Origin of the sequence: Candidatus Viadribacter manganicus, from assembly GCF_001679665.1 — a bacterium.
In the GTDB taxonomy this organism is placed as follows: Bacteria; Pseudomonadota; Alphaproteobacteria; order Caulobacterales; family Aquidulcibacteraceae; genus Vitreimonas; species Vitreimonas manganica.
In genome coordinates this window covers 1,236,663-1,257,503 of the sequence record NZ_CP013244.1, presented here as the reverse complement: position 1 = coordinate 1,257,503, position 20,841 = coordinate 1,236,663, and the positions used below count along the sequence as shown (strand labels likewise).

The window sequence follows — 20,841 nt, the reverse complement described above, 5'->3', positions numbered from 1 at the left end:
TTTCCGTGCAATTTGATCGGTTTGTTGTCATTATATGCATGATTGATGCAAGATTAGTGTTCAATTCGCATGAAACGTGATGAAATCGAGTTGGATGAGGCGGATCGGCGCCTTCTGGGCGCGGTCCAGAAGGACGCGTCTGTTTCACAGGCGGAGCTGGCGGACTTGGCCGCCGTGTCGCCCAGTCAGGTCTCCCGGCGCCTCGCGCGGTTGAAGGAATTCGGCGTCCTGCGCGGCATTGTTGGCGTGCTTGAGCCCAAGCTGGCGGGGCTTACGTGTTCGGCAATCATCCGTGTGCGTTTGCGCGATCACGCGGCGGCCAACGTGCGGGCCTTTCGCGATCTCGTTGAGCGCATGGATGAAGTCACACTATGCGTGATGACGACAGGCGAGACCGACTATTTGATCAAGGTTGTCGCCCGAGACCTGCCGCACTTCCAAGAGATCGTGCAATCAAAGCTCCTGCGCTGCGCAGCGATCGCGCACATGGAAAGCTCCATCATCCTCGAGCACCTCAAGGACACGACTGCTTTACCCTTGGGCGACACCTAAGCCTGTTTTGGCTGCTGCGGCGTCGCGGCAAGCTGTGGTGGCGCACCCAATGCCGTCTGCTTGTAAAATTGCAGACGCCGTTCGTCGTTGAGCAGAGCTACAAGTTCGTCAACCGAAACGGGCCGCGAGATCAAATAACCCTGTGCGAGATCGCAATTCATGCTCGCGAGCAGCGCAAATGCCGCCGGCGTTTCGACGCCCTCCGCGGTAAGCGCCATGCCGAGACCGTGCGCGAGGTCGATCGTCGAGCGCACCAGCAGCGCATCGCGCTGGCTCATGGTGATGTTCTGGATGAAGAGTTTGTCGATCTTCAGTTCGTGCGCCGGCAATTGCTTGAGGTACGCAAGCGAGGAAAGGCCGGCGCCGTAATCGTCGATCGCGATGTGTACGCCCGCGGCCGCGAACATTTCGATGTTTTCAAGCGCTGCAACGGGATTGTCGATCACGGCCGTTTCGGTGATCTCAAAGCAGAGCTGATGCGGCGCCTGGCGTGCGAGCGCGGTGGCGTGGCGTGCGAATTCATTGTCGCTCAACAAGCGCGCTGAGATGTTGACGGCGAGCTTGATCGGGTGGCCGGCAGCCTTGAACGCGAGCTGATCGGCGATAGCGCGTTCCAACACCCATTCCGTGAGCGCGCGGATGTGTCCTGTCTCTTCGGCCATGGGCACGAAAAGATCCGGGGCGATGTTGCCGCGGGTTGGGTGGCGCCAGCGCACCAAGGTTTCCGCGCTGTCGATGCGTCCAGTGCGGAAATTGTATTTCGGTTGGTGTGCGAGATAGATTGCGCCGGTTTCAAGTGCGCGGCGCATTTCGCCCATGAGCGAAAGCGTGCGCGCCGGATCGCCGTATGCGGCTTCGTCATACATACCGGCCTTTTGGCCGCGCTGGCGGGTCTGATCGAGGGCGATCGAAGCGCGCTCGATCATCGCAGATGATGTTTCTTCTTTGCCGCCTGGTTGCGCGATGCCAATCGTTACCTGGACATCGACGATCTGCTCGCCAAGCGACACGGATTGTTCGAGGTTGGCGATCAAGGCGTGCGCGCGCTTTAGGGCGTCGGCTTCGCTGGTCGCGATGAATGCGACACCCAGCACATCGCTTGAGAGTCTCGCCATCGGCGCGTTGGGCGCAAGGTGTGCAAGGCGAGCGCCAAGCTGGCGCACCAGTTCGCCAGCAAGTGCGTAACCGATAGCGCCGCGCACGTGCGCGAAGCGATCAACACCAATGGCCGCGAGATAAAGCCGTTCAGGCCGCGCGGCGGCATTGAGCTTGCGCTCCAACGCGACGCGGTTCGGGAGACGGGTCTCGCTGTCGTGAAAGGCCAGCTGCGTGATCCGGCGCTCGCGCTCCCGAATGGCGGCAGTCATTGCGTTGAAGCTCTCAGCCACGCGCGAAAGCTCATCTTTGGTGCCGACGACGACTGTTTCGTAGACGCCTTCGCGCAATTTGCGCGCTGCCGCTTCGAGCGTTGAGAGCGGTTGTGTGATTCCGCGCGCCAAGAACCAAGTGCCAGCGATCAACAACGCAACGCCGGTCAGGCCAATGGCGATCAGCGTGCTGAGGAGCGTGCCATAGGGCGAAATCCCGCTCGATGGCGAATGGCGCAGCAGTAGAACTGCCTGCGTGCCGTCGAGCGATGCCAGTGGGGCTGCAAGCGCGATGGCCTTCTCGTTCTGGGTCCGCAATTCACGCGCGCCATCGCGTTCACTGCGTAGAGATTGCTCGATGAATGTGCTGAGAGTGGTATGGTCGGCGCCCTCTTGGCCATCGGTCCAGCGCTGACCATCGCGCACGAAGGTTGTGGCATCGACCGGTATCGCCGAAAGCGCGCGGATCGCATCCATCTGTTGCGAGCCGAGACGTGCGGCGGCGATCACCCATCCTTGCTGGTTCGGCAAATCGGCGGCGGCGCCTTGGAAGAGCTCACCGCTTTGGCGCAGCACGCCGGGGCCGGGATCGCTTTGTGTGAGCGCCATTTGCAAGCCGGGCGACATTGAGGCGCTCGCGCCAGTTTCGCTGATGATCAAGCCTTCGTGCGTGACCACAAACGCGATGTCGGCATTCGAAACCGTTCGGAGCTCGCCAAGACGGGCGCGGATTTGCGCATCGTCGCGTGTGTCGACGGCAGCGGCCAGCCCTTGAGCGTGCGCGGTTCGCTCAGCTGCATCCTGCAAATGGTCGAGCCGTGCATCCCAGATTTGCGTGAACACTTGCGCCGTGCTCGCGAGTTGTTGTTCGGCGAGCTTTTGGGTGTTGTCGGCGATGACGAAGTAAGCGACCACGCCGATCATCAGCAGGGCAATGCTGAACAGCCCCGCGTACATGAAGGTGAGTTTGGCGCGGAGCCGGCGGAACATCAGTCAGACCGCTTCCAAGCAGCGATTGCGAATACGCGAAGTCTATTGGGCTGATCCGCTGAAGTCAGCGTTAATTCGTATGTCCTGAATGTTCCGTTGGCGCCGTGCGCTGAACCGGCAACGTCACATCGATAGCGCCGGCATGTTCGAACACGAGGCGCACGGGAATGTCTTCGCCCTCGCTAAAGGGTTGCTGCACGCCAAAAAACATGAGGTGCAAGCCGCCTGGGGCCAAACTCACGTCGCCGCCGGCCGGAACGGGTAACCGCCCAAGCGCGCGCATGCGCATCACGGCGCCATCCATGCTCATCTCGTGCACTTCCACGTTCGCCGCGCGGGGGCTTGTTGCGCTCAACAAATGATCTGTGCGGCCAGCGCCGTTCGTAATCGTGAGATAACCGGCCGAAACGTCGACCCCAGCTGGCGTAGGCGTGGCCCAGGCATCGTGTACGGACAGTTGCGCTGCGGCGTGAACCTCATGCGCGGAAGATGGGCTTGCTGGAGCGCCGCAGGCTGCAGCGGCGAAAAAGAGAGACAGCGCAAGGAGGGATCTCATGGTCCCTAGCATACGGCCGCGCGCAGGGCGCTGTAACGTGGTCGCGTGCCGCACCAATCGCCCTCGTCCCGCGCGTTTGACGCGGGGACGAATGGCGCGGCGCCGTTACGGCGTGTTCGGGTTGCCGTCGTTGGCCTCTTCGGCGGTTTGCTCAACGGCTTGGCCAGCGGCTTGGACGTCTTCGCCAACGCCTTCGACCGTGTTGCAAGCAGCGAGGGCGCTCGCGCCGAGCAGCGCCAGAGCAATCAAGGGCGAGGTGATCTTACGCATGAATCGAACTCCATCTAGTGCGCCGCGCCGCCCCTAGCGGCGCGCGACGGTAAAACGCCGTTCGCGCGCCGGTGTTCCGCGCAGTGACTAGTTGATGTTGCCCGTGCTCTCGAAGAACAGCGCCTGACTGACAGCCGCGCGCACCATATCGGGTGAATACGGCTTTGTGATCAGGAATGTCGGTTCAGGTCGCTCACCGGTGAGCAAGCGCGCTGGGAACGCGGTGATGAAAATCACCGGTACGCTGAACGATGCGAGAATTTCTTTCACAGCATCGATGCCCGATGAATTGTCGGCAAGTTGAATGTCGGCGAGGACAAGGTCGGGGCGTTCGCGCTTTGCAGCTGCGACCGCACCAGACGCAGTTGTTTCCATCGCGCACACTTGGTGGCCGGCGCCAGTGATAAGATCGCTGAGGTCCATGGCGATGACGGCTTCATCTTCGATAATGAGAACGCGCGCCTTGGTTTGCTTGTCGAGCTCTTCGATCGCTTCATCGAGAAGCGCGTTCACTTCGTCCGCGTCGCGACCGAGAATTTCACCGGTCTCTTGGGGCGTGAAATTTTCGAGCGTGGTGAGCAGCAGTACTTGGCGCGTCAGCGGCGCGAGCTGGCGCAGGCGCTCTTGGGCCTTGCGGGCATTGGCGCTGGCTTCATCGCCATCAACTTCAATGTTCGCGCTTTGCCAAATCCGGTGGAAAACCTTGTAGAGGCCAGCGCGGGGCTCGAGGTCGGACGGAAATTCGGCTGGATTGGCTACGATGGCCTCAAGGCTGGCGGCCACAAAGGCGTCTCCGCTGGCCTGTGCGCCTGTCAAAGCGCGTGCGTAGCGGCGCAACAGCGGCAGGTGAGGCGCGATTTCTCGGGCAAGCGACATATATAACCCCTTGTTAGTGCGAGACTTGTTCTGTTCCGCAGCCACGCTTTGCATGTCAGTCTCCCATGCGGCGAGACCAAAAGAACGCTGGCTTATGAAAAAAGTTCCGGCGCTGCGGAACTGGTGCGAGGTCAGGACGTTCAAATTCACTGAGAGCGCCGCTGCGGGCGGTTTTCAGCCTATCGGGGGGCAGGCGGATGAATGACCGGAAAGACGACGACGATATGGATGCTGTTTTAAACAAAAGCTCCGACGACGCCGCAAAGCGCAAAGGCAAGGCCGCCGCGAACAAGAGCCTGATCACGCGCAATCTGCGCTTGGCCTACGGCGAAGTCGCTGGTGAGGCCGTGCCGGATCGCTTGCTCGATCTTCTCAATCAACTTGATGAGAGCGAGGGCAAGAAGTCGTGAGCAATCTCGCTTCATTCAAAGCCGATCTGATCGAGCTGCTGCCGAGCCTGCGCGCGTTTGCACGTTCGCTGGCGCACAACCCGGCTTTGGCGGACGATCTCGTGCAAGATACGCTGGTGAAGGCGCTCGCGAATGTCGAACGCTTCGAGCCTGGCACCAATCTGCGCGCTTGGCTCTTCACCATTCTTCGCAACCACTACTACTCGCAGCTTCGCAAGTCGAAGCGTGAAGTCGAGGATGCGGACGGCAAGTTCGCGGCGCGGATGTCTTCGCGTCCCGAGCAAGATGGTTCGGTCGACCTTGAAGACTTCAAGGTAGCCTTCCAACAGCTCGCGCCGGATCATCGTGAAGTGCTGACGCTGGTCGGCGCCTCAGGGTGCTCTTACGAAGAGGCTGCGCAGATTTGCGGCTGCGCCGTCGGCACCATTAAGAGCCGCGTGAACCGCGCCCGTCGTAAACTGGCGGATTTGCTGGGTCTGGACGAAGAAGATACCCCGGTCCCTAGCGAAGCCAGCAGGATTGAGGATACAGCGAGCGTGTGAAGCCGCTCGAGGATCGACCAATCAAGTTCTGGCCGGCGGCCTTATCACTGCGCTCAATGCGCGGGCGGATAGCGCTGCTTCTTGGTTTGGCCATGCTGCCTGCGGGCGCAATCGCTATGCAAGTCGGCTTCAACGCCGCCAGCGCGCGGCAGGCCGCCTATGAAGAAGGCCTCAGCCGGCGTGCGCTGGAGTCGATCGCCACCGAACGGCGTACGATCGATGAACTGCGCGAAATGCTCCGCGTTCTGGCGACGACGCCGGCTCTTCAGCAGATTGAGGCAGGTGATTGCCGCGATTGGTTGAGCGAGATCAGCAGTCGCTATGCGTATATCGCGTCGATCTCGGTCACGCGTGACGACGGTCGCTTATTGTGCAGCGTGCCGGCCAGCGAAATTCGCGTCATTCCGGACTCCGATTTGCGTCGCCGCGCGCGTGGTCGTGATGCATTCACGATGGGTTATACCGAACACGGCGTGCTTTCAGGTTTGCCGGTGCTTGGTGCGCTCGAACCCGTTCGTGACGGTGACAACCGCATCGGCTTCGTCGGCGCTTCGATCCCTACTGCGGCGCTAACAGATCTGCTCGAACGCAGCCGTATGAACAACGCGGCGCTCCGCAATGCGCGAGCGGCGATCGTCGATGCCCGCGGGCGCGTCATCGCCGAATCCTCACCTAAGGAAGGCAATGCGCCGCCGTTGCCATCGCCTGACCAGGTGACGAGCCGGTTTGGCGGTGAGCCAGTATTTCTGCGCGTCGAAGGCGGTGACGCCGTTATCGTTCCGCTCTATGCGCCGGATCTTTACGCCGTCATGTCCTGGGCGCCGGACCAGCCAGTTTGGCAGCGCGTTGGCGCCATTGTCTTCTCGATTGCAGCGCCATTGTTGATTTGGCTGCTCGCGATTGGCGCTGGCTGGTTCGCGATTGAAGTCTATGTCGCGCGGCCACTCTCCAGTTTGGAAGCGGCAGCGCGAAGTTTTGCGCGCGGTGAAGACGTGACAGATCCGCCGGCGCTTTTGAACGCTCCATCGGAAGTGCGATCCTTGCGGCGGACTTTAGCCGCCATGGCGAAGACTTTGCGTGGCCGCGAGATCCGATTGGTCGAAGCTCTTGGCGAAGAGCGCGCGCTGCTGCGCGAGGTGCACCACCGGGTGAAGAACAATCTTCAGATGGTGGCGAGTCTGCTCAACATTCAGGCCCGCGCCGCGCCCGATGAAAGCGAAGCCTGGGGGCTCGCGCGTGCTCATGACCGCGTACAATTGTTGGCTCTAGCGCACCAACGGATCTATTCGTCCGGCGAGCTGCGTGACGTGCGTGTCGACGACATCGCAGCCGAAGTTGCGCGCCAATTGCTGCAGTCGCGGGGGCAGGCGGGCAAGGAAATCAATCTGGTGATGGAGCTTGGCAGCGCCCGCGCCGGCGTCGATCGCGCGGTGCCGCTGGCGTTCCTTATTGGAGAAGGCATTTCCGCGGCGCTTGATGCGCTCTCGGACGCAGGTCCTGTCGAACTGCGCCTTACGCTTCACCAAGATCAAGATGGGGCGACGCGGTTTGCCGTGGACGCCAGCATAGATGCAGAGCGCGCCCGAGCTGTAGGCTCAGGCGCGCGTTTAATCGATGCATTCGCACGCCAACTTGGCGCCACGATCGGTCGTGATCCGGCTAGGCCCTATATGCTCTGGGCGGCTGTGCCCCCAGAGCAAGAGCCGGTGGATTAGCGGCGGGCGAGCACAAGGCCCAATACCAAGCCCGCACCCAGCGAAACGCCGAGCGCCGTGCCCGGGTGTTCGCGAATTTTCTCGACAGCGTAACCGGCGCCGTTCGACGCACGTGTGCGGAGGGTCTTGCTGAACAAATCGATGCGGCTGCCGGCGTGCTTTACTTCATCACGCGCCGCCTTGTTCGCCGCATCGGCGAGGCGGCTCATGTCTTTGCGCAATTCGACGAAATCATCGAGCACGTCATTGGCGCGCGCCTTCAGCGCACCGCGCGCGTGACCGTTCTTCTTGCCGCGCATGCTTGTGTCCAGTTGAGCCATTGCTTGCCTCCATTAACGCATTGAAATTCGGGCGGCTTCGCTGCCGCAGCAGAACAACACAATGGGTGCGCATGAGTTCCTCGATGCGTTGGAACATCGCAGCGCGCCGCGGCGTTGTGGCGCTAGGTACGACTGGAGAGTTTCAACGTGCTTGGCTGGGCCTTAAGTTTTTTTGTGCTTGCGATTGTCGCGGGCTATCTGGGCTTCTTCGGCTTGGCGGGTTTGGCCGCCACCTTCGCCAAAGTTCTCTTCCTTATCTTCTTGGTGTTGCTGGCGCTCAGCTTCATTGGACGCGCACTGCGCGGAAAATCGGTGCTGTGACATGAACCTTGTTCACGCCATTTTCGGCGAACGCCCGACGCCACGGCCGGCTGAGCTTAGCTCGCCGCCAAAGGGCGTGCGGATGCGGGAAGTAAGGGCAAGACAAGCGCCCGCGAAGCGCGCGTGGTTGGCGGAATCTGACGCCAATGTTCACACCGAGCACGGCGTTCTTCGTGCGAAAGCAGGCGAAGATTACGTGTTAGCGCACGGACCTGGCGATCACAGTATTGTTCGTAGGGATATTTTCGAGATCATGTACCAGCCGCTCGGCGGCGGGCTCTATCGCAAGCGCACGGACATAAAATACCGCTACTTCACCTTGAAGCGGCGCGTCGTTGTTCAAACTCTAGAGGGACCGCAAGCCGCCAAGCCCGGTGACTGGATCATGCAGGGCGTAAAAGGCGAGCTATGGCCAGTTTCACCTGAGAAGGCGCGGGAGAAGTACGAACCCGCGTAAGGAGGCGCTCGTGACTTTCAAACTTCCCGATCTACCGTTCGATGCCGGCGCGCTGGAGCCTTACATCTCCGCCCTGACGATGAAGACCCACCACGGCAAGCATCACGCTGCCTACATCAAGAATATGAATGCCATTCTCGCCGAGCGAGCAGATGCCCAAACTTCGCTCGAGGCAGTGGTCAGCCTCGCCGCGCGCGAGGCTAACAAGAAGCTCTTCAACAATGCGGCCCAGGCTTGGAACCATGGCTTCTTTTGGCAGTCGCTATCGGCGGACGCGCAGAATGGTCCAAGCGGCGATCTAAGGGCGGCGATCATGAATTCGTTCGGCTCCCTCGAGGCATTCAACGATGAAGCGAAAGCCAAAGGCGTCGGACATTTCGCATCCGGTTGGCTCTGGCTTGTGAGCGACGAGAGTGGGGCGCTGTCGCTCTGCGATCTTCACGATGCCGATACCCCGATCACGGACCCATCACTCACGCCGCTATTGGTTTGCGATCTTTGGGAGCACGCGTACTATATCGACTATGCAAACGAGCGCCCAAGGTTCGTGGACGCATTCTTGACGAAGCTCGCAAACTGGCGGTTTGCGCAAGCGCAGTATCAAGCGGCGCGCAGCGGCAGCGGCGCGTGGGTGTTTGCGACGTGAAATGGAACTGGGGTGGAACGTCAGCGTTTCCATTCCAAGTTCATTTCAGGAGGACACAAATGCTTAGTTGGGCTCTAATCTTCTTCGTGGTGGCCGTCATCGCTGCTGTTTTCGGCTTCGGTGGCATCGCGTCGGCATCGGCCGGCATCGCCCAAATTCTGTTCTTCCTTTTCCTCGTCCTCTTTGTCGTTTCGCTGATCATGGGCATGGCGCGAAGGGGCTGACGGGGCGCGGCACGCTACGTACGAGCCGGCATTTACTGGGTTCCAATTTGACGCCATAAGGACGGCAAATTTCGAACCTGGGAGGCTCGGCCGATGCGCGCGATCCGTAATTTCATCAATGGCTCAGGCGCGACCGCTAACGGCGGTCGCGCCGGTCGCGTTTTCAATCCGAATACGGGCGCCCAGCAGGCTGAGGTAGGGTTTTCATCCGCTCACGATCTTGACGTTGCGGTTCAAGCTGCGCTCAAGGCTTTTCCCGAATGGTCCGCGACAAACCCGCAACGCCGTGCGCGCGTCTTGTTTGCGTTCAAGCAACTCGTCGAAAAGAACATGGACGAGTTGGCGCACCTTTTGTCGTCCGAGCACGGCAAGGTGATCGCGGATTCCAAGGGCGATATTCAGCGTGGCCTTGAAGTCATCGAATTCGCCTGTGGTATCCCGCATGCGCTAAAGGGTGAATACACCGAAGGCGCCGGCCCCGGCATCGACGTCTACTCGATGCGCCAGCCACTTGGCGTCGTGGCGGGGATCACCCCGTTCAACTTCCCGGCCATGATCCCGATGTGGATGTTCGGTGTCGCTATCGCGACCGGCAACACCTTCATCTTGAAGCCGTCGGAGAAGGATCCGTCAGTTCCGGTGCGTCTCGCTGAGCTGATGATGGAGGCCGGCGCGCCGGCGGGCGTTCTCAACGTCGTGCACGGGGACAAGGAAGTCGTGGATGCAATCATCGCGCATCCGGCGATCAAAGCGATCAGCTTCGTCGGCTCGTCGGATATCGCCCACTACATCTACAGCAACGGCGCCGCCAACAATAAGCGCGTGCAGGCGATGGGCGGTGCGAAGAACCACGGCATTATCATGCCCGACGCCGACATGGACCAGGCCGTGAAGGACCTCGTCGGCGCAGCTTATGGCTCGGCAGGCGAACGCTGCATGGCGCTGCCTGTGGTCGTGCCGGTCGGTAAGAAGACCGCAGACGAACTTCGTGAGCGTCTCATCCCGGAAATCGAGAAGCTGAAAGTCGGCATCTCGACCGACGCCGACGCACAATATGGACCGGTGGTCAGCGCCGCCCATAAGAATAAGGTCGAAGATTATATCGGTATGGGCGCGAAAGAGGGCGCCGAGCTTGTGCGCGATGGCCGCGGCTTCAAGCTACAGGGCTACGAAGAGGGCTTCTTCATCGGCCCGACGCTGTTCGACAACGTCAAGACCGACATGCGCACGTATCAGGAAGAGATCTTCGGCCCGGTGCTGCAGATCATGCGCGCTGATACTTTTGAAGAAGCGCTCGCGCTGGCGAGCAATCACCAATATGGCAACGGCGTCGCCATCTTCACCCGCAACGGCCGCACCGCGCGTGAGTTCGCGGCGCGTGTCAATGTCGGCATGGTTGGCGTCAACGTGCCGATCCCGGTGCCGGTCGCCTACCACACCTTCGGCGGCTGGAAGCGTTCCGCGTTCGGCGACACGAACCAGCATGGCATGGAAGGCGTGAAGTTCTTTACCAAAGTGAAGACCGTCACCGCCCGCTGGCCTGAAGGCATGACGGACGATTCAAGCTTCGTCATTCCGACGATGCGCTGATCGTGTGAAGCCAAGAGCTTCGTTCACTGATGGTGCTTCCGGTATTTCTTCTCATCGTCGCGATCGTGCTCTGCGCGATCGCTGCGCCCGTTGTGTTCGCGTTGCGGCGACGGGCGCGGATGCCGGCTTTGCTCGCAGGGACGATCGGCTTTGGCGCGCAAGCGCTGTTCGTGACCTACCTGCAGTCGGGCGCGGTCCCGCCGGAACAAGCCGCGCTGACAATGATGGTGGGCATACCCGGTGTCGCGCTCGCCACGTGCCTTCTTATGTTGTTCGTCATCGCGCGGTTCACGGGTCAAAAGAAACAATGACTGAAGTTCTCACCGTCGCCGCCAACGGCCTGGGGCATATCACTTTAAATCGCCCGGCCGCGCTGCACGCACTCAACACCGGCATGTGCGCGGCGATGATCGAGGCGCTCGTCGCTTGGCGCGATGATGCAAGCATCAACGCCATCCTCTTAGACCACGCGCAAGGGACGCGCGGCTTTTGCGCCGGCGGCGATATCCGCATGATCGCCGAGAGCGGCGCGAGCGATAGCAAACAAGCGCGCGCGTTCTTCTTCACCGAATATCGCCTCAACCACCTGCTGTTCACCTATCCAAAGCCCATCGTTGCTTTGATCGACGGCGTCACCATGGGCGGCGGTGTTGGTATTTCCATGCCCGCTCGCTTTCGCATCGCGACCGAGAACACCACTTACGCCATGCCCGAAACCGGCATCGGCCTTTTCCCTGATGTCGGCGGCGGCTGGTACCTGCCGCGCAAGCCAGGTCAGATCGGCATGTGGCTCGCGCTTACCGGTGCGCGCTTGAAAGCGGCTGACTGCCTCATCGCCGGCGTCGCCACACACTTTATGCCAACGGAAATCCTTGCGGCCGCGCGCGCGCAGATCGCCGGCGCAGCACAAACGCACGACGCGGGCCGCGCGCTCGATAGTGGGCTGGAAGCGCTCAGCGAATCTGCCGGCCGCCCCAAAGAACTGACGCCCGAAAACATCGCGCGCATCGATCGCATTTTTGCGCTCGATAGCGTCGAGGCGATCTTCGCGGCGCTTCAGTCCGATAACAGCGATTGGGCCAAGGCCCAGCTCGCCGCGCTCAAGACCAAGTCGCCACAGGCGATGAAAGTCAGCTTCCGCCAGATGCGAGAGGGCGCAAAGATGGCGAGCTTTTCCGATGAAATGCGGAGCGAATATCGTCTCGCTTCGCGGGTCGCCTCCCGACACGACTTCCAGGAGGGCGTCCGCGCGCTGATCGTCGATAAGGACAATAAGCCCATCTGGTCGCCCGCCACGCTCGAAGCGGTCAGCGACGCTCTGCTCGATGAGCTCTTTGCGCCGGCGCCATCCGGCGATGAATGGACACCGCTCGTCGCAGATTGAGTGTTTTCACCGTCACGTGATTGGCGCGCTGACCGGCGCCGACGGCAAATGTCCCGCGCAAGGGGACATGCATGTACAAGTGGTTCGCGATGTTCGCCGCCGTTGCGGCGTTGTTCGGCACGGCCAATGCCGCCGAGCTTCACTACACAGCAACGCTCGCGGGCAATCAGTATCCAACTGAGACGGGATCGGCCGCGTCGGGCCAAGCCACGCTCACCATCGACACCGACGCGCAAACCATAGACGCCGTGATCACCATTACCGGCATCACCACCGATCAGCTCTCACATCATCTCGCGCATAGCCGCATGGGCCCGATGCATCTGCATCGCTATCAGGGCGATGAGGTAACCTTGATCATGCCGTTCCCATATGGCGCGACCTACGCAGCCACAGCCAACGGCTTCACCGTCACCATCGCCGACTACCCGTACGCAGATGCAGCACAAGCCGTGCGCTCTGAACTTACGTTTGCGCAATTCGTCGCCGCCCTTGGCGCCGATCCAATCTATCTCAATGTCCACACCCAAGCCTTCGGCGACGGTGAAATAGCTGGCCGCGTCAGCGCCGCCGCTCACTAACAGTTTCTGCCCGCAACTTACGGCGCGCTTGCGGTCCCAAGCCGGATGCGCGCCGCATTTGCGCGTCCGGCGCTTGTCCGGACGCGCTCGCGCGCTAAGACAACCAAAACAAGGAGCACCTCATGACCCGCGTTGCATTCATCGGTCTCGGCAATATGGGCTCGGGCATGGCGGCCAATCAGGCGAAGGCCGGGCGCGAAGTGGTCGCATTTGATCTCTCCGCCGATGCCCTAAAGCGCGCCAAGGACCAGGGCATGACGCCCGCGACGAGCGCTGGCGAGGCCTGCAAGGACGCTGACATCGTCATCACCATGCTGCCCGCTGGTCAGCATGTCCGTGAGATCTATCTTCAAGCGATCTTGCCCAATGCGCCGAAGGATGCGCTGTTGATCGATTGCTCCACCATCGACGTCGATAGCGCCCGTACCGTTGCACGTGACGCTTCGATGCAAGGCTTCCGCGCTGGCGATGCGCCGGTTTCTGGCGGCGCGGCTGCTGCGCAAGGGGGATCGCTGACGTTCATGGTCGGCTGCCGCGAGCAGGACTTCGCCGAGATTGAAGAGGCGCTGAAGCCGATGGCGAAAGCCATCATCCGCGCCGGCGATAGTGGCGCCGGTCAGGCCGCGAAGATCTGTAACAACATGTTGCTCGGCATCTCGATGATCGCCACCAGCGAAGCTTTCGCCTTGGCCGAAGCATTGGGGCTGGATGCGCAGCGTTTCTTCGATATTTCGTCAAAGGCATCTGGGCAGTGCTGGTCGATGACCTCGTATTGCCCCTGGCCAGGCCCGGTGCCAGCCGCACCATCGAACCGCAACTATGAAGGCGGGTTTGCGGCAGCGATGATGTTGAAGGACTTAAAGCTCGCGCAGGATGCGGCGGAAGTCGCGGGCGCGCCGACGCCACTCGGCGGCGCAGCGGAAGCTCTTTATGGCGAGCTCGTGCGCGGCGGCCATGGCGGCAAAGACTTCTCGATCATCCTGCAAATGTTGCGCGGAACTTTGGCGCTAAACCGCGAATAACGCCTCGATCGCGTTCAATAGGCTGCGGGGCGTTACTGGCTTTTCCAGCACAGCGTCGGCGCCTGCGGCGCGCGCGGCTGCACGGTGCTCGGCGCTCGTATCGCCGCTGATCATGATAATGCGTGCGTGCGCGAGAGCCGTATCGGCGCGTGCGGCTTCAATGAAGGCCAACCCGCTCATCCCGGGCATGTTGCGATCCGCGAGCACCAATGAAGCGGGGCGCGCTTTAAGCGCCGCGAGCGCGTCCGCGCCATTTGCGGCTTGGCGCACACGCGTGACACCAACGCGCACCAGCACGCGCGTGAGCAGCGTGCGCATGCCTTCGTGGTCATCCACGATCAGAACGTCGAGATCTGCGCCTTGCATGCGCTAAGGCTAAGCCGCCTCGCTCCAAAACAAAACGGCCGGAGCTTTCGCTCCGGCCGTCAGGCTCAATCTTGCTGGATTGATTAGTATTGCAGACGGAGCGACACGCCGTAGGTGCGCGGCTCGTTCGGATAGATAACCCGTGAGTTCTGCAGCGGCGGCGCGAAGCCACCGACGAAGTAGAACTCGTCCGTCAGGTTCTGCCCGAACAGTTCGAGTGACCAGCGGTCGTTCTGCGGGCCGATGCCGATGCGGCCGTTGAAGATCGCATAGGACTCGTTGTCCGTTGATGTTGAATGGTTCAGCGTTTGAGTGGTGTATTCGCTGTTCCAGCGGCCATCGAGATAGAACAGGGCGCCGAAGTTCTCGCTGATCGGCACGCGGTAGGCGATAGCCCCCGTCGCCACCCATTCAGGCGCAAGTGAAAGCGTTGTGCCCGCGTTCACGGTGTTCGGCACTGGGTCGAGCGTGTTGAACACGACCGTGCTGTCGTAATAGGCGTCGTTGTAAACGAGGCCGGCGCTGATGTTCAGGCCTTCGATCGGGTTGGTGTTCAACTCGATTTCGACGCCTTGGCTGATCACGTCCGGCACGTTCCGGGTGATGAAGTTGAAGCCGTTGAAGGCGTTCAACTGGTAATCCGAAATCGCTTGATAGAAGCCGGTGACGTTGAAGGTGGTGGTGCCACCGAACAGCGTCGTCTTGATGCCGACTTCGTACGCATCCGTGAATTCCGGCTCGAACGCGAGCTGGCTAACGTTCGCGGCGGCTGACGAGGTCGTCGCCGGCGTGATCGCAAAGCCCGAGCGGTCGATGTTGAAGCCGCCCGCCTTGTAGCCGCGCGAGTAGCCGCCATAGACCATCATGTCGTCGTTGAGGTGGTAGGCCAACGAAGCGGTGCCGCTGAACTCTTCCTCTTCACGGCTGCCTGCCCAGATGCCGTTGGTGATCGGGTTGACGGCCGGGTTGCAAGCCAGCGCCATCGCCGTGGCGCCCGATGCCGAGCCTTGGATCGCCGTAACGATGCCGCCCGGGGTGGGGGTTGCAGCTGACGTGTTCGTTTCCATCAATTGGAGAGACGCGCAAGCTGGGTTCACGGCGTTGAGGTTGGCCGAGAGGTCCTTGGTTTCTTCGCTGTAGCGCACGCCGAGGGTCAGCACGAGGTTATCGCTGATGCTGATTTCGTTGTGCGTGAAGAGCGCAAGGCTTTCAGTTTCAACATTCCATGCGTCGTTTTGTTGCCCCGAGCCTGCCGCGGCGGGGATGAGGTAGCCACCGTTCGTTGCGTTGACCGCGGCGATAACCGCCGGGAACGCTGCGAAGCTCGTGAGCGCAACGCCTTGGAAGATCGACGGTTGGGCCGAGAAGTTGAACAGTTCCGGCGCCGTGTGACCTGAAGAAACCGCGAGGTTTGCGAACAGCGAAGCTTGCGAGCCTTGCTGGATGCGATCCGTCGTGTCGATTTCTTCTTGCGAGTAGAACAAGCCGACGAGCCAGTTCACCGGACCAGTCTCGCCCTGCAGGCGGAACTCTTGGGTCAGGTTCGAGATGCTGATCTCAAGACCGTCCCGATAGGCGATATCTGCAGAGGTGAAATCCACGTCTTGATCGCGCTCAGCGTTCCAATCGCGCACCGCCGTGATCGAGGTGAGGTTGACGCCGCCAAGATCCCAATCGAGTTGGCCCGAGAAGCCGATTTCGTCCGTCGTTTCACCATAGCCGCGGCCTGGCGTAACGGTCATGCGGCGATCTTCAGCCGGGCTTGTGAGAACGCCGGTGCCCGCCGTCAGCGCAGAGATCAGCGCTGAGGTTGTGCCCGCGTTCACCAGCACGGCGCCGCAGCAAACTGCGTCGCTTTCGGCGGCGTCGAGAATGAAGCGGACCGAAGCGTCCGGCGTGATGTCAAGAAGGGCTTGCGCGCGCGCAGACCAGCGGCTCGAGCTGTTGATGTCATCGCCGCTGATGGCGTCTGTGATGTAGCCACCGCGATCGCGAATGACGCCGTCAACGCGGAACGCGAGCGAATCGCTAACCGGCACGTTGACGCCAGCTTCAAGGCCAACTTCTTCAAGGTCATCGAAGCCATAGGCGCCTTCGATGTACATGCCAGGCTCGAAGCTCGGGCCCGACGACACGACGCTGATGGCGCCGGCAGACGTGTTGCGGCCGAACAGCGTGCCTTGCGGGCCGCGGAGAACTTCGACGCGCTCAAGTTCGGGCAAGTCGGCGAGAGCCGCACCAGCGCGTGAGCGATAAACGCCGTCGATGAAAATGCCGACCGCGCCTTCGAAGCCCGGGTTATCCGAGCCCGTGCCAATGCCGCGGATGCGGACGATTGTGCCCGAGGAGTTTGATTGGCCCGTGCCCATTGAGAGCGAGGGAGCAACTTGCGTAACGTCGCGCAGATCCTGCACGCCTGAATTTTCCAGTTGCTCGCCGCTCACGGCCGTAACGGCCAGCGGAACGTCTTGGATCGCCGAGGCGCGGCCCGTGGCCGTCACGACGATTTCGTCCGTTACTTCATCTGCATCTTGAGCCAGAGCAGGTGACGCCAGCGCCCCCATAGCTGCGAGCGACGCGCCCGACAGCAGAATCCGACCCCAATTTGACTTTTTGCTCATCGCCGTCCTCCCAGTGCCCGGATCACCTTCTGTTGGGTGTCCGCGGCAGACCATAGGCGTGGTCGGGCTGACGAGCGGGTGCTCCCCCCGCGCCCTAACCTGTCCAAGTGCGCATAGCAGGGGTTAAGCCCTTAAGTGTCAACGGGTCTGGATGGTATAACTTGACGCTCGCGTCATGGCGTTGAGCCCCTGAGGCGGCGCGGTCACAGTCACCCTAAGGCAGCCTCACAATTGTCTAGGCCGTTTGGCCTATGCGACATGCAAGCGGCGCCAATTTGCAACCAAAAGGTGTAAATTTTTGAGCAATTGTGCCTTTGGGTTGAGGTTCGGACTCTTGCGAGGCCCGACTCGGGCCCTGCTATAAGCGGGCGATGAGCGCGGCGTTGGTATTGTTCTCTGCGGGCCAAGATTCTGCCACCTGCCTTGCCTGGGCGCTCTCAAAATTCGACCGGGTGGAGACAATTGGCTTCGCTTACGGCCAGCGCCACGCCGTCGAGATGGGCCAGCGCCCAATTCTCCGCTCCGCGATCGCGGGGATCGGGCCCGAATGGGCCGCGCGGCTAGGCGGCGATGTTGTCGTCGATCTTGCAGGCTACGGCGCTTTAGCCGAAAGCGCGCTCACCGCTGATCGCGCCATCGAGATGACTGAGAGCGGCTTGCCCAGCACCTTCGTGCCCGGCCGCAACCTGGTGTTCCTCTCGGTCGCCGCTGCGCACGCCTATCGCCGCGGTGCGGACACGCTTATCGGCGGCATGTGTGAGACCGACTTTTCTGGCTATCCCGACTGCCGGCGCGATACCATCGACGCGATGCAACAAGCGCTTTCGCTCGGTCTTGCAACGCCGGTCACCGTCGCAACGCCGCTGATGCAACTGACCAAAGCGCAAACATGGGGGCTCGCGCACGATCTTGGCGGGGCGTCTCTTGTCGACGCGATCCTTGAACACAGCCACACTTGTTACGAGGGCGATCGCTCTTTGCGCCACGCTTGGGGTTATGGCTGCGGCGTGTGCCCAGCCTGCGAACTCCGCGCCAATGGATGGCGCGAATTTGGCGCTAAATAAGCATTTTGGAGAGAAAACGCGCCAGGGCGGGTAGGGCAACGAGGAAGAGGACCTAGAGCCCGCCCCGGCGCTTGGCGACTTATCGCGGGGTAGCGACGTAAGCGTCGGCGACTTTCACGGCGAACTGACGAATGGCGCGGCGCGCTTCAGTCCAAGTCGAAGCCGGGCCGTTCAAATCCGCGAGCGAATGATTGTACCGGCGATGGGTAACCTCGCTCGTTTGGCCGGAGGCATTGTGCAGCACTGCACGAAGCTCGGCGCCGCCGATCGAGATCGAGCTGGAATCGAGAGACGGCTCATCGAAGAGCTGCTGCATCGTCGGCCGGTTCGGTTCGGCATCGACGATCGTCACATCGATGCTAAGCCCTTGGCTCGAAATGCCGCGCTGCCCCAGTTCGTGCGCGATCGCTTCGGTGACGGCTGTGCGAAGCACTTCGCCTTCACGCACGCCCAAATCTTCTTCGAGCGAGGTTTGGAATTCCGCAGAGAAGGAGACGGGCGTCGATTGCGCCCAGGCCGGTGCTGCGAATGCGAAAACTGCAGCTCCAGCGAGCAGGTAACGAATGCGCATAGGCGGCTCCCTCAGCGTTGATTGACCCAAATATGCCAGCGGTTCGCGCGTTGACCACTCACGTTCGCGTCACAACGTTGGCCAAGTTTTACCGGTTGTCGTCATCGTCCTTATCGTCATCGTCGTCACCGGGGATCGCGGCGTCTACGACAGCGCCGGTGACATCGACGGTGGCTTCGAGAACCTCGCCGGTGACGCCAACAGCCGCGCCCACGACCGCACCGGTCGCGCCGGCAACCGCCGTGACCACGCAGCCGGCGAGCAGCGGCGTGACGATTAAAGCCAAGAACAAAGCTCGGATCATTTTATTCCCCGCGTGCAACGGGCCGGAACCTGCGCGGCGACGCCATTCATAGCAAGCGCGCGTTGCAGCCTCACGCGCTCCAGCGGAGATCGTCGAGATCGAGCGATTCCTCTTCGCCGCCACGGTCGCACTCGCGGCGAAGCGGTCCGGCATAGTGCGGGTCCTGTCCAAAGCGCCGGTCCGGACCGAAATAGCCTTCAGTGCGAACGAACATGCGTGTGTCGGTCAGCACGCTTGAGATGCGATCAAACAGCAGGCGTGCGCTGATCGGTTTGCGCACGAAGCCGCTGACGCCGGCGTCGCGCGCGGCTGTCACGCGTGACGTTTCAGTATGCGCGGTCAGCATGAGGATCGGCACGTACGGATTGGGGCTGTTATGATTGCGGCGGATCATTTGCGTGAACGCCAGGCCGTCCAGTGGCGACATCTTCCAATCGACGATGATCAGATCGATGAGGCGGGCGCTCATGATCTCAAGCGCCTGGCCACCGGTTTCTGCTTCAGTGACTTTGTTGATGCCGCCAGCGCGCAGCAGGCAGCGCACGAGAAAGCGCATTTGCTTGTTGTCGTCGACAACCAGCACGTGAATGTCGTTCAGCGTCGCCACTGACCGCCCCTAGAAAAAACCTGCTCGCAGAAGCTCCTGAAATTGCAAACGACCGGTAAATTTTGAGGGTCCGACGAAACGAAAACCGCCGCCGACAGTAAATCGGCGGCGATCCTCAAGATTTCACAATCGGACGCACAAATCTGACGCCCAATTCAACTTCACGGCGCGTCGACGAGAACAATCTCCGCATCTTCGCCCGCTTCGATGGAAAGCTCTGCTTCATCTTTGATCGCCGCGCCATCTCGCGGCCCAAGTTCGACGCCGTTGACCTTCGCTTTGCCTTTGGCGAGCGCGATGTATGCAAAGCGCCCTTCGCCAAGTTGATAGGCAACGCTTTGGCCGGTCTTTAGCGTTGCCGCGAGCAGACGCGCGTCTTGCCGGATTGGCAGCGCGCCGGCTTGCTGATCTTCCGTAAAGCCTGACGCAAGCGTCACGAGCGCGCCAGAGCGTTCGTCCTTCGGAAACTTGGCCGCGCCCCAATACGGTTTGCCGCCGCGCTCCTTCGGCACGATCCAGATTTGATAGAGCGTCGTGGACTCGTCTTCGAGATTGTACTCCGCGTGCGTGACGCCCGAGCCTGCACTCATCACCTGAACATCGCCCGCTTCGGTGCGGCCTTTATTGCCCATCGAGTCCTGGTGCGTGATCGCGCCGCTGCGGACATAGGTGATGATCTCCATGTCTGAGTGCGGATGGGGCGGAAAGCCGGTCTTGGCCTTGATGGTGTCGTCGTTCCAGACGCGCAGCGCGCCCCAATGAACGCGGCTTGGGTCGTGGTAACCGGAAAAGCTGAAATGGTAGCGGGCGGCGAGCCAATCGGCGTCGTGGCGGCCCAAACTGTCGAACGGACGTTTCTCAATCATGGGTGACCTCTTCGCCGCTTTAGGTGGGCCGTCGCAATTGCTTCTCAAGGCACAAGCCTGACACCACCTGGAGCTTGACGAAAGCGCCGGGGCGGAGTGCAAGTGCGGGCAAAGGGGAGGTCCTTATGATCCGTACGTATCTTGCAGCAGCTGCTGCACTTCTGCTCACGGCCTGCGGTCAATCCACCGCGCCAACCACCGAAGAACCTGCGCCGCCGCAGGGTCTGTTTGAGCAGGTTCAGGCCATGAGCCCGGAAACGCAGCCGGTGTTCGCCTATCAGCAGCTCGCCGCTTACCAGCAAGCGCACCCTGAACTGACGCCCCCGTGCACGGCCGTTCGCGGCACTGAGCGCATCAACGTGCCGGGCAACGTCGATCCAACCAGCATCTACGCCGCTCATACGAACGACGCTGTCTTCACGGTTCAGTGCGGCGCTTTGGTGAGCGCAACGCGCATGGATCCGAACGAGAAGTGGCTGGTTTCGTTTGCACCGGGTGCGGCTGAGGCGGTTGTCGAGCACTGCCTCGGTGAGCGCGGCGCCGATCGCTGCCCACGCCAAGTGCCGACGGTCGAAATCGCGCCGACGCCGACTCCGTAATAAGGACTGATGCGGCGGAT

Annotated in this window: 26 protein-coding genes; 15 read left to right on the top strand and 11 right to left on the bottom strand. The window is 61.3% G+C overall.

The window, feature by feature from the left end:
- Positions 1 to 69: 69 nt before the first annotated feature.
- On the top strand, positions 70 to 552 hold the full coding sequence (locus ATE48_RS06640) for an Lrp/AsnC family transcriptional regulator (RefSeq protein ID WP_066769221.1): 483 nt from the start codon (positions 70 to 72) through the stop codon (positions 550 to 552).
- On the opposite strand, the gene ATE48_RS06635 is transcribed toward ATE48_RS06640, so the two are convergent.
- From ATE48_RS06635 to ATE48_RS06625, 4 genes are all read right to left on the bottom strand, one after another.
- Positions 549 to 2,909, bottom strand: coding sequence for a putative bifunctional diguanylate cyclase/phosphodiesterase (locus ATE48_RS06635; RefSeq protein WP_066769219.1), 2,361 nt, complete (start codon positions 2,907 to 2,909; stop codon positions 549 to 551). The genes ATE48_RS06640 and ATE48_RS06635 overlap by 4 nt on opposite strands.
- A gap of 70 nt (positions 2,910 to 2,979) precedes the next feature.
- Positions 2,980 to 3,465: a copper chaperone PCu(A)C gene (locus ATE48_RS06630; protein WP_228126819.1), complete on the bottom strand. Its 486-nt coding sequence runs from the start codon at positions 3,463 to 3,465 to the stop codon at positions 2,980 to 2,982.
- A 105-nt stretch (positions 3,466 to 3,570) separates the two neighbouring features.
- Complete coding sequence (locus tag ATE48_RS19375; RefSeq protein ID WP_083197197.1) at positions 3,571 to 3,735, bottom strand: entericidin A/B family lipoprotein; 165 nt, start codon at positions 3,733 to 3,735, stop codon at positions 3,571 to 3,573.
- A gap of 87 nt (positions 3,736 to 3,822) precedes the next feature.
- Positions 3,823 to 4,611 carry a response regulator gene (locus ATE48_RS06625; protein ID WP_066774662.1) on the bottom strand — a complete coding sequence of 263 codons (789 nt, stop codon included), beginning with the start codon at positions 4,609 to 4,611 and terminating at the stop codon, positions 3,823 to 3,825.
- 197 nt (positions 4,612 to 4,808) lie between these two features.
- Between ATE48_RS06625 and ATE48_RS06620 the strand changes: the two genes are divergently transcribed.
- From ATE48_RS06620 to ATE48_RS06610, 3 genes are all read left to right on the top strand, one after another.
- Entirely contained in the window at positions 4,809 to 5,021 is a 213-nt protein-coding gene (locus tag ATE48_RS06620; RefSeq protein ID WP_066769214.1) for a NepR family anti-sigma factor, read from the top strand.
- Entirely contained in the window at positions 5,018 to 5,563 is a 546-nt protein-coding gene (locus tag ATE48_RS06615) for a sigma-70 family RNA polymerase sigma factor (RefSeq protein ID WP_066769211.1), read from the top strand. Before ATE48_RS06620 ends, ATE48_RS06615 begins: the two co-directional genes overlap by 4 nt.
- A 92-nt stretch (positions 5,564 to 5,655) precedes the next feature.
- A complete protein-coding gene (locus ATE48_RS06610; RefSeq protein ID WP_228126818.1) occupies positions 5,656 to 7,278 on the top strand; it encodes a sensor histidine kinase in 1,623 nt (540 codons plus the stop codon).
- Here the strand turns inward: ATE48_RS06610 and ATE48_RS06605 are convergent.
- Positions 7,275 to 7,598, bottom strand: coding sequence for a hypothetical protein (locus tag ATE48_RS06605; RefSeq protein WP_066769206.1), 324 nt, complete (start codon positions 7,596 to 7,598; stop codon positions 7,275 to 7,277). The two genes, ATE48_RS06610 and ATE48_RS06605, sit on opposite strands and share 4 nt — an antisense overlap.
- Positions 7,599 to 7,745: 147 nt before the next feature.
- Here ATE48_RS06605 and ATE48_RS06600 point away from each other — a divergent pair, with 147 nt between their 5' ends.
- From ATE48_RS06600 to mmsB, 9 genes are all read left to right on the top strand, one after another.
- On the top strand, positions 7,746 to 7,919 hold the full coding sequence (locus tag ATE48_RS06600) for a DUF1328 domain-containing protein (protein ID WP_066769200.1): 174 nt from the start codon (positions 7,746 to 7,748) through the stop codon (positions 7,917 to 7,919).
- 1 nt (position 7,920) lies between these two features.
- Positions 7,921 to 8,376, top strand: a complete 456-nt coding sequence (locus ATE48_RS19370) for a hypothetical protein (RefSeq protein WP_083197196.1) — start codon at positions 7,921 to 7,923, stop codon at positions 8,374 to 8,376.
- Positions 8,377 to 8,386: 10 nt separating this feature from the next.
- On the top strand, positions 8,387 to 9,022 hold the full coding sequence (locus ATE48_RS06590) for a superoxide dismutase (protein WP_066769198.1): 636 nt from the start codon (positions 8,387 to 8,389) through the stop codon (positions 9,020 to 9,022).
- Positions 9,023 to 9,081: 59 nt separating this feature from the next.
- Positions 9,082 to 9,246, top strand: a complete 165-nt coding sequence (locus ATE48_RS19365; protein ID WP_083197195.1) for a DUF1328 domain-containing protein — start codon at positions 9,082 to 9,084, stop codon at positions 9,244 to 9,246.
- Positions 9,247 to 9,339: 93 nt separating this feature from the next.
- The gene (locus tag ATE48_RS06585) at positions 9,340 to 10,836 is read left to right on the top strand and encodes a CoA-acylating methylmalonate-semialdehyde dehydrogenase (RefSeq protein ID WP_066769197.1); all 1,497 of its coding nucleotides are present in this window, start codon (positions 9,340 to 9,342) and stop codon (positions 10,834 to 10,836) included.
- A 29-nt stretch (positions 10,837 to 10,865) separates the two neighbouring features.
- The gene (locus tag ATE48_RS06580; protein ID WP_066769195.1) at positions 10,866 to 11,147 is read left to right on the top strand and encodes a hypothetical protein; all 282 of its coding nucleotides are present in this window, start codon (positions 10,866 to 10,868) and stop codon (positions 11,145 to 11,147) included.
- Positions 11,144 to 12,220, top strand: a complete 1,077-nt coding sequence (locus ATE48_RS06575; protein ID WP_066769193.1) for an enoyl-CoA hydratase/isomerase family protein — start codon at positions 11,144 to 11,146, stop codon at positions 12,218 to 12,220. Before ATE48_RS06580 ends, ATE48_RS06575 begins: the two co-directional genes overlap by 4 nt.
- A gap of 71 nt (positions 12,221 to 12,291) precedes the next feature.
- Positions 12,292 to 12,801 (top strand): CHRD domain-containing protein, encoded by a 510-nt coding sequence (locus ATE48_RS06570; RefSeq protein WP_066769190.1) that lies wholly within the window; start codon positions 12,292 to 12,294, stop codon positions 12,799 to 12,801.
- Between the two features lie 122 nt (positions 12,802 to 12,923).
- Positions 12,924 to 13,823 (top strand): 3-hydroxyisobutyrate dehydrogenase, encoded by a 900-nt coding sequence (gene mmsB, locus ATE48_RS06565; protein ID WP_066769188.1) that lies wholly within the window; start codon positions 12,924 to 12,926, stop codon positions 13,821 to 13,823.
- Here mmsB and ATE48_RS06560 read toward each other — a convergent pair.
- Positions 13,809 to 14,189: a response regulator gene (locus tag ATE48_RS06560; RefSeq protein WP_066769186.1), complete on the bottom strand. Its 381-nt coding sequence runs from the start codon at positions 14,187 to 14,189 to the stop codon at positions 13,809 to 13,811. The genes mmsB and ATE48_RS06560 overlap by 15 nt on opposite strands.
- Positions 14,190 to 14,272: 83 nt before the next feature.
- Entirely contained in the window at positions 14,273 to 16,810 is a 2,538-nt protein-coding gene (locus ATE48_RS06555; RefSeq protein WP_066769184.1) for a TonB-dependent receptor, read from the bottom strand.
- 371 nt (positions 16,811 to 17,181) lie between these two features.
- Here ATE48_RS06555 and queC point away from each other — a divergent pair, with 371 nt between their 5' ends.
- The gene (queC, locus tag ATE48_RS06550; RefSeq protein WP_066769182.1) at positions 17,182 to 17,874 is read left to right on the top strand and encodes a 7-cyano-7-deazaguanine synthase QueC; all 693 of its coding nucleotides are present in this window, start codon (positions 17,182 to 17,184) and stop codon (positions 17,872 to 17,874) included.
- Between the two features lie 79 nt (positions 17,875 to 17,953).
- Here the strand turns inward: queC and ATE48_RS06545 are convergent, their stop codons facing one another.
- The 4 genes from ATE48_RS06545 to ATE48_RS06530 all read right to left on the bottom strand — a co-directional run bounded on the left by ATE48_RS06545 (position 17,954) and on the right by ATE48_RS06530 (position 20,222).
- Positions 17,954 to 18,445, bottom strand: a complete 492-nt coding sequence (locus ATE48_RS06545) for a hypothetical protein (RefSeq protein WP_066769178.1) — start codon at positions 18,443 to 18,445, stop codon at positions 17,954 to 17,956.
- A gap of 88 nt (positions 18,446 to 18,533) precedes the next feature.
- Positions 18,534 to 18,749: a hypothetical protein gene (locus tag ATE48_RS06540; protein WP_066769175.1), complete on the bottom strand. Its 216-nt coding sequence runs from the start codon at positions 18,747 to 18,749 to the stop codon at positions 18,534 to 18,536.
- Between the two features lie 70 nt (positions 18,750 to 18,819).
- On the bottom strand, positions 18,820 to 19,356 hold the full coding sequence (locus tag ATE48_RS06535) for a response regulator (RefSeq protein WP_083197193.1): 537 nt from the start codon (positions 19,354 to 19,356) through the stop codon (positions 18,820 to 18,822).
- A 161-nt stretch (positions 19,357 to 19,517) separates the two neighbouring features.
- Positions 19,518 to 20,222, bottom strand: coding sequence for a pirin family protein (locus ATE48_RS06530; RefSeq protein WP_066769166.1), 705 nt, complete (start codon positions 20,220 to 20,222; stop codon positions 19,518 to 19,520).
- A gap of 125 nt (positions 20,223 to 20,347) precedes the next feature.
- Between ATE48_RS06530 and ATE48_RS06525 the strand changes: the two genes are divergently transcribed.
- On the top strand, positions 20,348 to 20,821 hold the full coding sequence (locus tag ATE48_RS06525; protein WP_066769162.1) for a hypothetical protein: 474 nt from the start codon (positions 20,348 to 20,350) through the stop codon (positions 20,819 to 20,821).
- Positions 20,822 to 20,841 lie beyond the last annotated feature (20 nt).

Bases quoted from the DNA above. Each gene is read 5' to 3' on its own strand.
- ATE48_RS06630 (WP_228126819.1), bottom strand. From the start codon at position 3,465: ATGAGATCCCTCCTTGCGCTGTCTCTCTTTTTCGCCGCTGCAGCCTGC.
- ATE48_RS06605 (WP_066769206.1), bottom strand. From the start codon at position 7,598: ATGGCTCAACTGGACACAAGCATGCGCGGCAAGAAGAACGGTCACGCG.
- mmsB (WP_066769188.1), top strand. From the start codon at position 12,924: ATGACCCGCGTTGCATTCATCGGTCTCGGCAATATGGGCTCGGGCATG.
- ATE48_RS06525 (WP_066769162.1), top strand. From the start codon at position 20,348: ATGATCCGTACGTATCTTGCAGCAGCTGCTGCACTTCTGCTCACGGCC.
- ATE48_RS06640 (WP_066769221.1), top strand. From the start codon at position 70: ATGAAACGTGATGAAATCGAGTTGGATGAGGCGGATCGGCGCCTTCTG.
- queC (WP_066769182.1), top strand. From the start codon at position 17,182: ATGAGCGCGGCGTTGGTATTGTTCTCTGCGGGCCAAGATTCTGCCACC.
- ATE48_RS06620 (WP_066769214.1), top strand. From the start codon at position 4,809: ATGAATGACCGGAAAGACGACGACGATATGGATGCTGTTTTAAACAAA.
- ATE48_RS06540 (WP_066769175.1), bottom strand. From the start codon at position 18,749: ATGATCCGAGCTTTGTTCTTGGCTTTAATCGTCACGCCGCTGCTCGCC.
- ATE48_RS06555 (WP_066769184.1), bottom strand. From the start codon at position 16,810: ATGAGCAAAAAGTCAAATTGGGGTCGGATTCTGCTGTCGGGCGCGTCG.
- ATE48_RS06635 (WP_066769219.1), bottom strand. From the start codon at position 2,909: ATGTTCCGCCGGCTCCGCGCCAAACTCACCTTCATGTACGCGGGGCTG.
- ATE48_RS06570 (WP_066769190.1), top strand. From the start codon at position 12,292: ATGTACAAGTGGTTCGCGATGTTCGCCGCCGTTGCGGCGTTGTTCGGC.
- ATE48_RS06560 (WP_066769186.1), bottom strand. From the start codon at position 14,189: ATGCAAGGCGCAGATCTCGACGTTCTGATCGTGGATGACCACGAAGGC.
- ATE48_RS06610 (WP_228126818.1), top strand. From the start codon at position 5,656: ATGCTGCCTGCGGGCGCAATCGCTATGCAAGTCGGCTTCAACGCCGCC.
- ATE48_RS06575 (WP_066769193.1), top strand. From the start codon at position 11,144: ATGACTGAAGTTCTCACCGTCGCCGCCAACGGCCTGGGGCATATCACT.
- ATE48_RS06580 (WP_066769195.1), top strand. From the start codon at position 10,866: ATGGTGCTTCCGGTATTTCTTCTCATCGTCGCGATCGTGCTCTGCGCG.
- ATE48_RS06545 (WP_066769178.1), bottom strand. From the start codon at position 18,445: ATGCGCATTCGTTACCTGCTCGCTGGAGCTGCAGTTTTCGCATTCGCA.
- ATE48_RS06530 (WP_066769166.1), bottom strand. From the start codon at position 20,222: ATGATTGAGAAACGTCCGTTCGACAGTTTGGGCCGCCACGACGCCGAT.
- ATE48_RS19370 (WP_083197196.1), top strand. From the start codon at position 7,921: ATGAACCTTGTTCACGCCATTTTCGGCGAACGCCCGACGCCACGGCCG.
- ATE48_RS19365 (WP_083197195.1), top strand. From the start codon at position 9,082: ATGCTTAGTTGGGCTCTAATCTTCTTCGTGGTGGCCGTCATCGCTGCT.
- ATE48_RS19375 (WP_083197197.1), bottom strand. From the start codon at position 3,735: ATGCGTAAGATCACCTCGCCCTTGATTGCTCTGGCGCTGCTCGGCGCG.
- ATE48_RS06585 (WP_066769197.1), top strand. From the start codon at position 9,340: ATGCGCGCGATCCGTAATTTCATCAATGGCTCAGGCGCGACCGCTAAC.
- ATE48_RS06625 (WP_066774662.1), bottom strand. From the start codon at position 4,611: ATGTCGCTTGCCCGAGAAATCGCGCCTCACCTGCCGCTGTTGCGCCGC.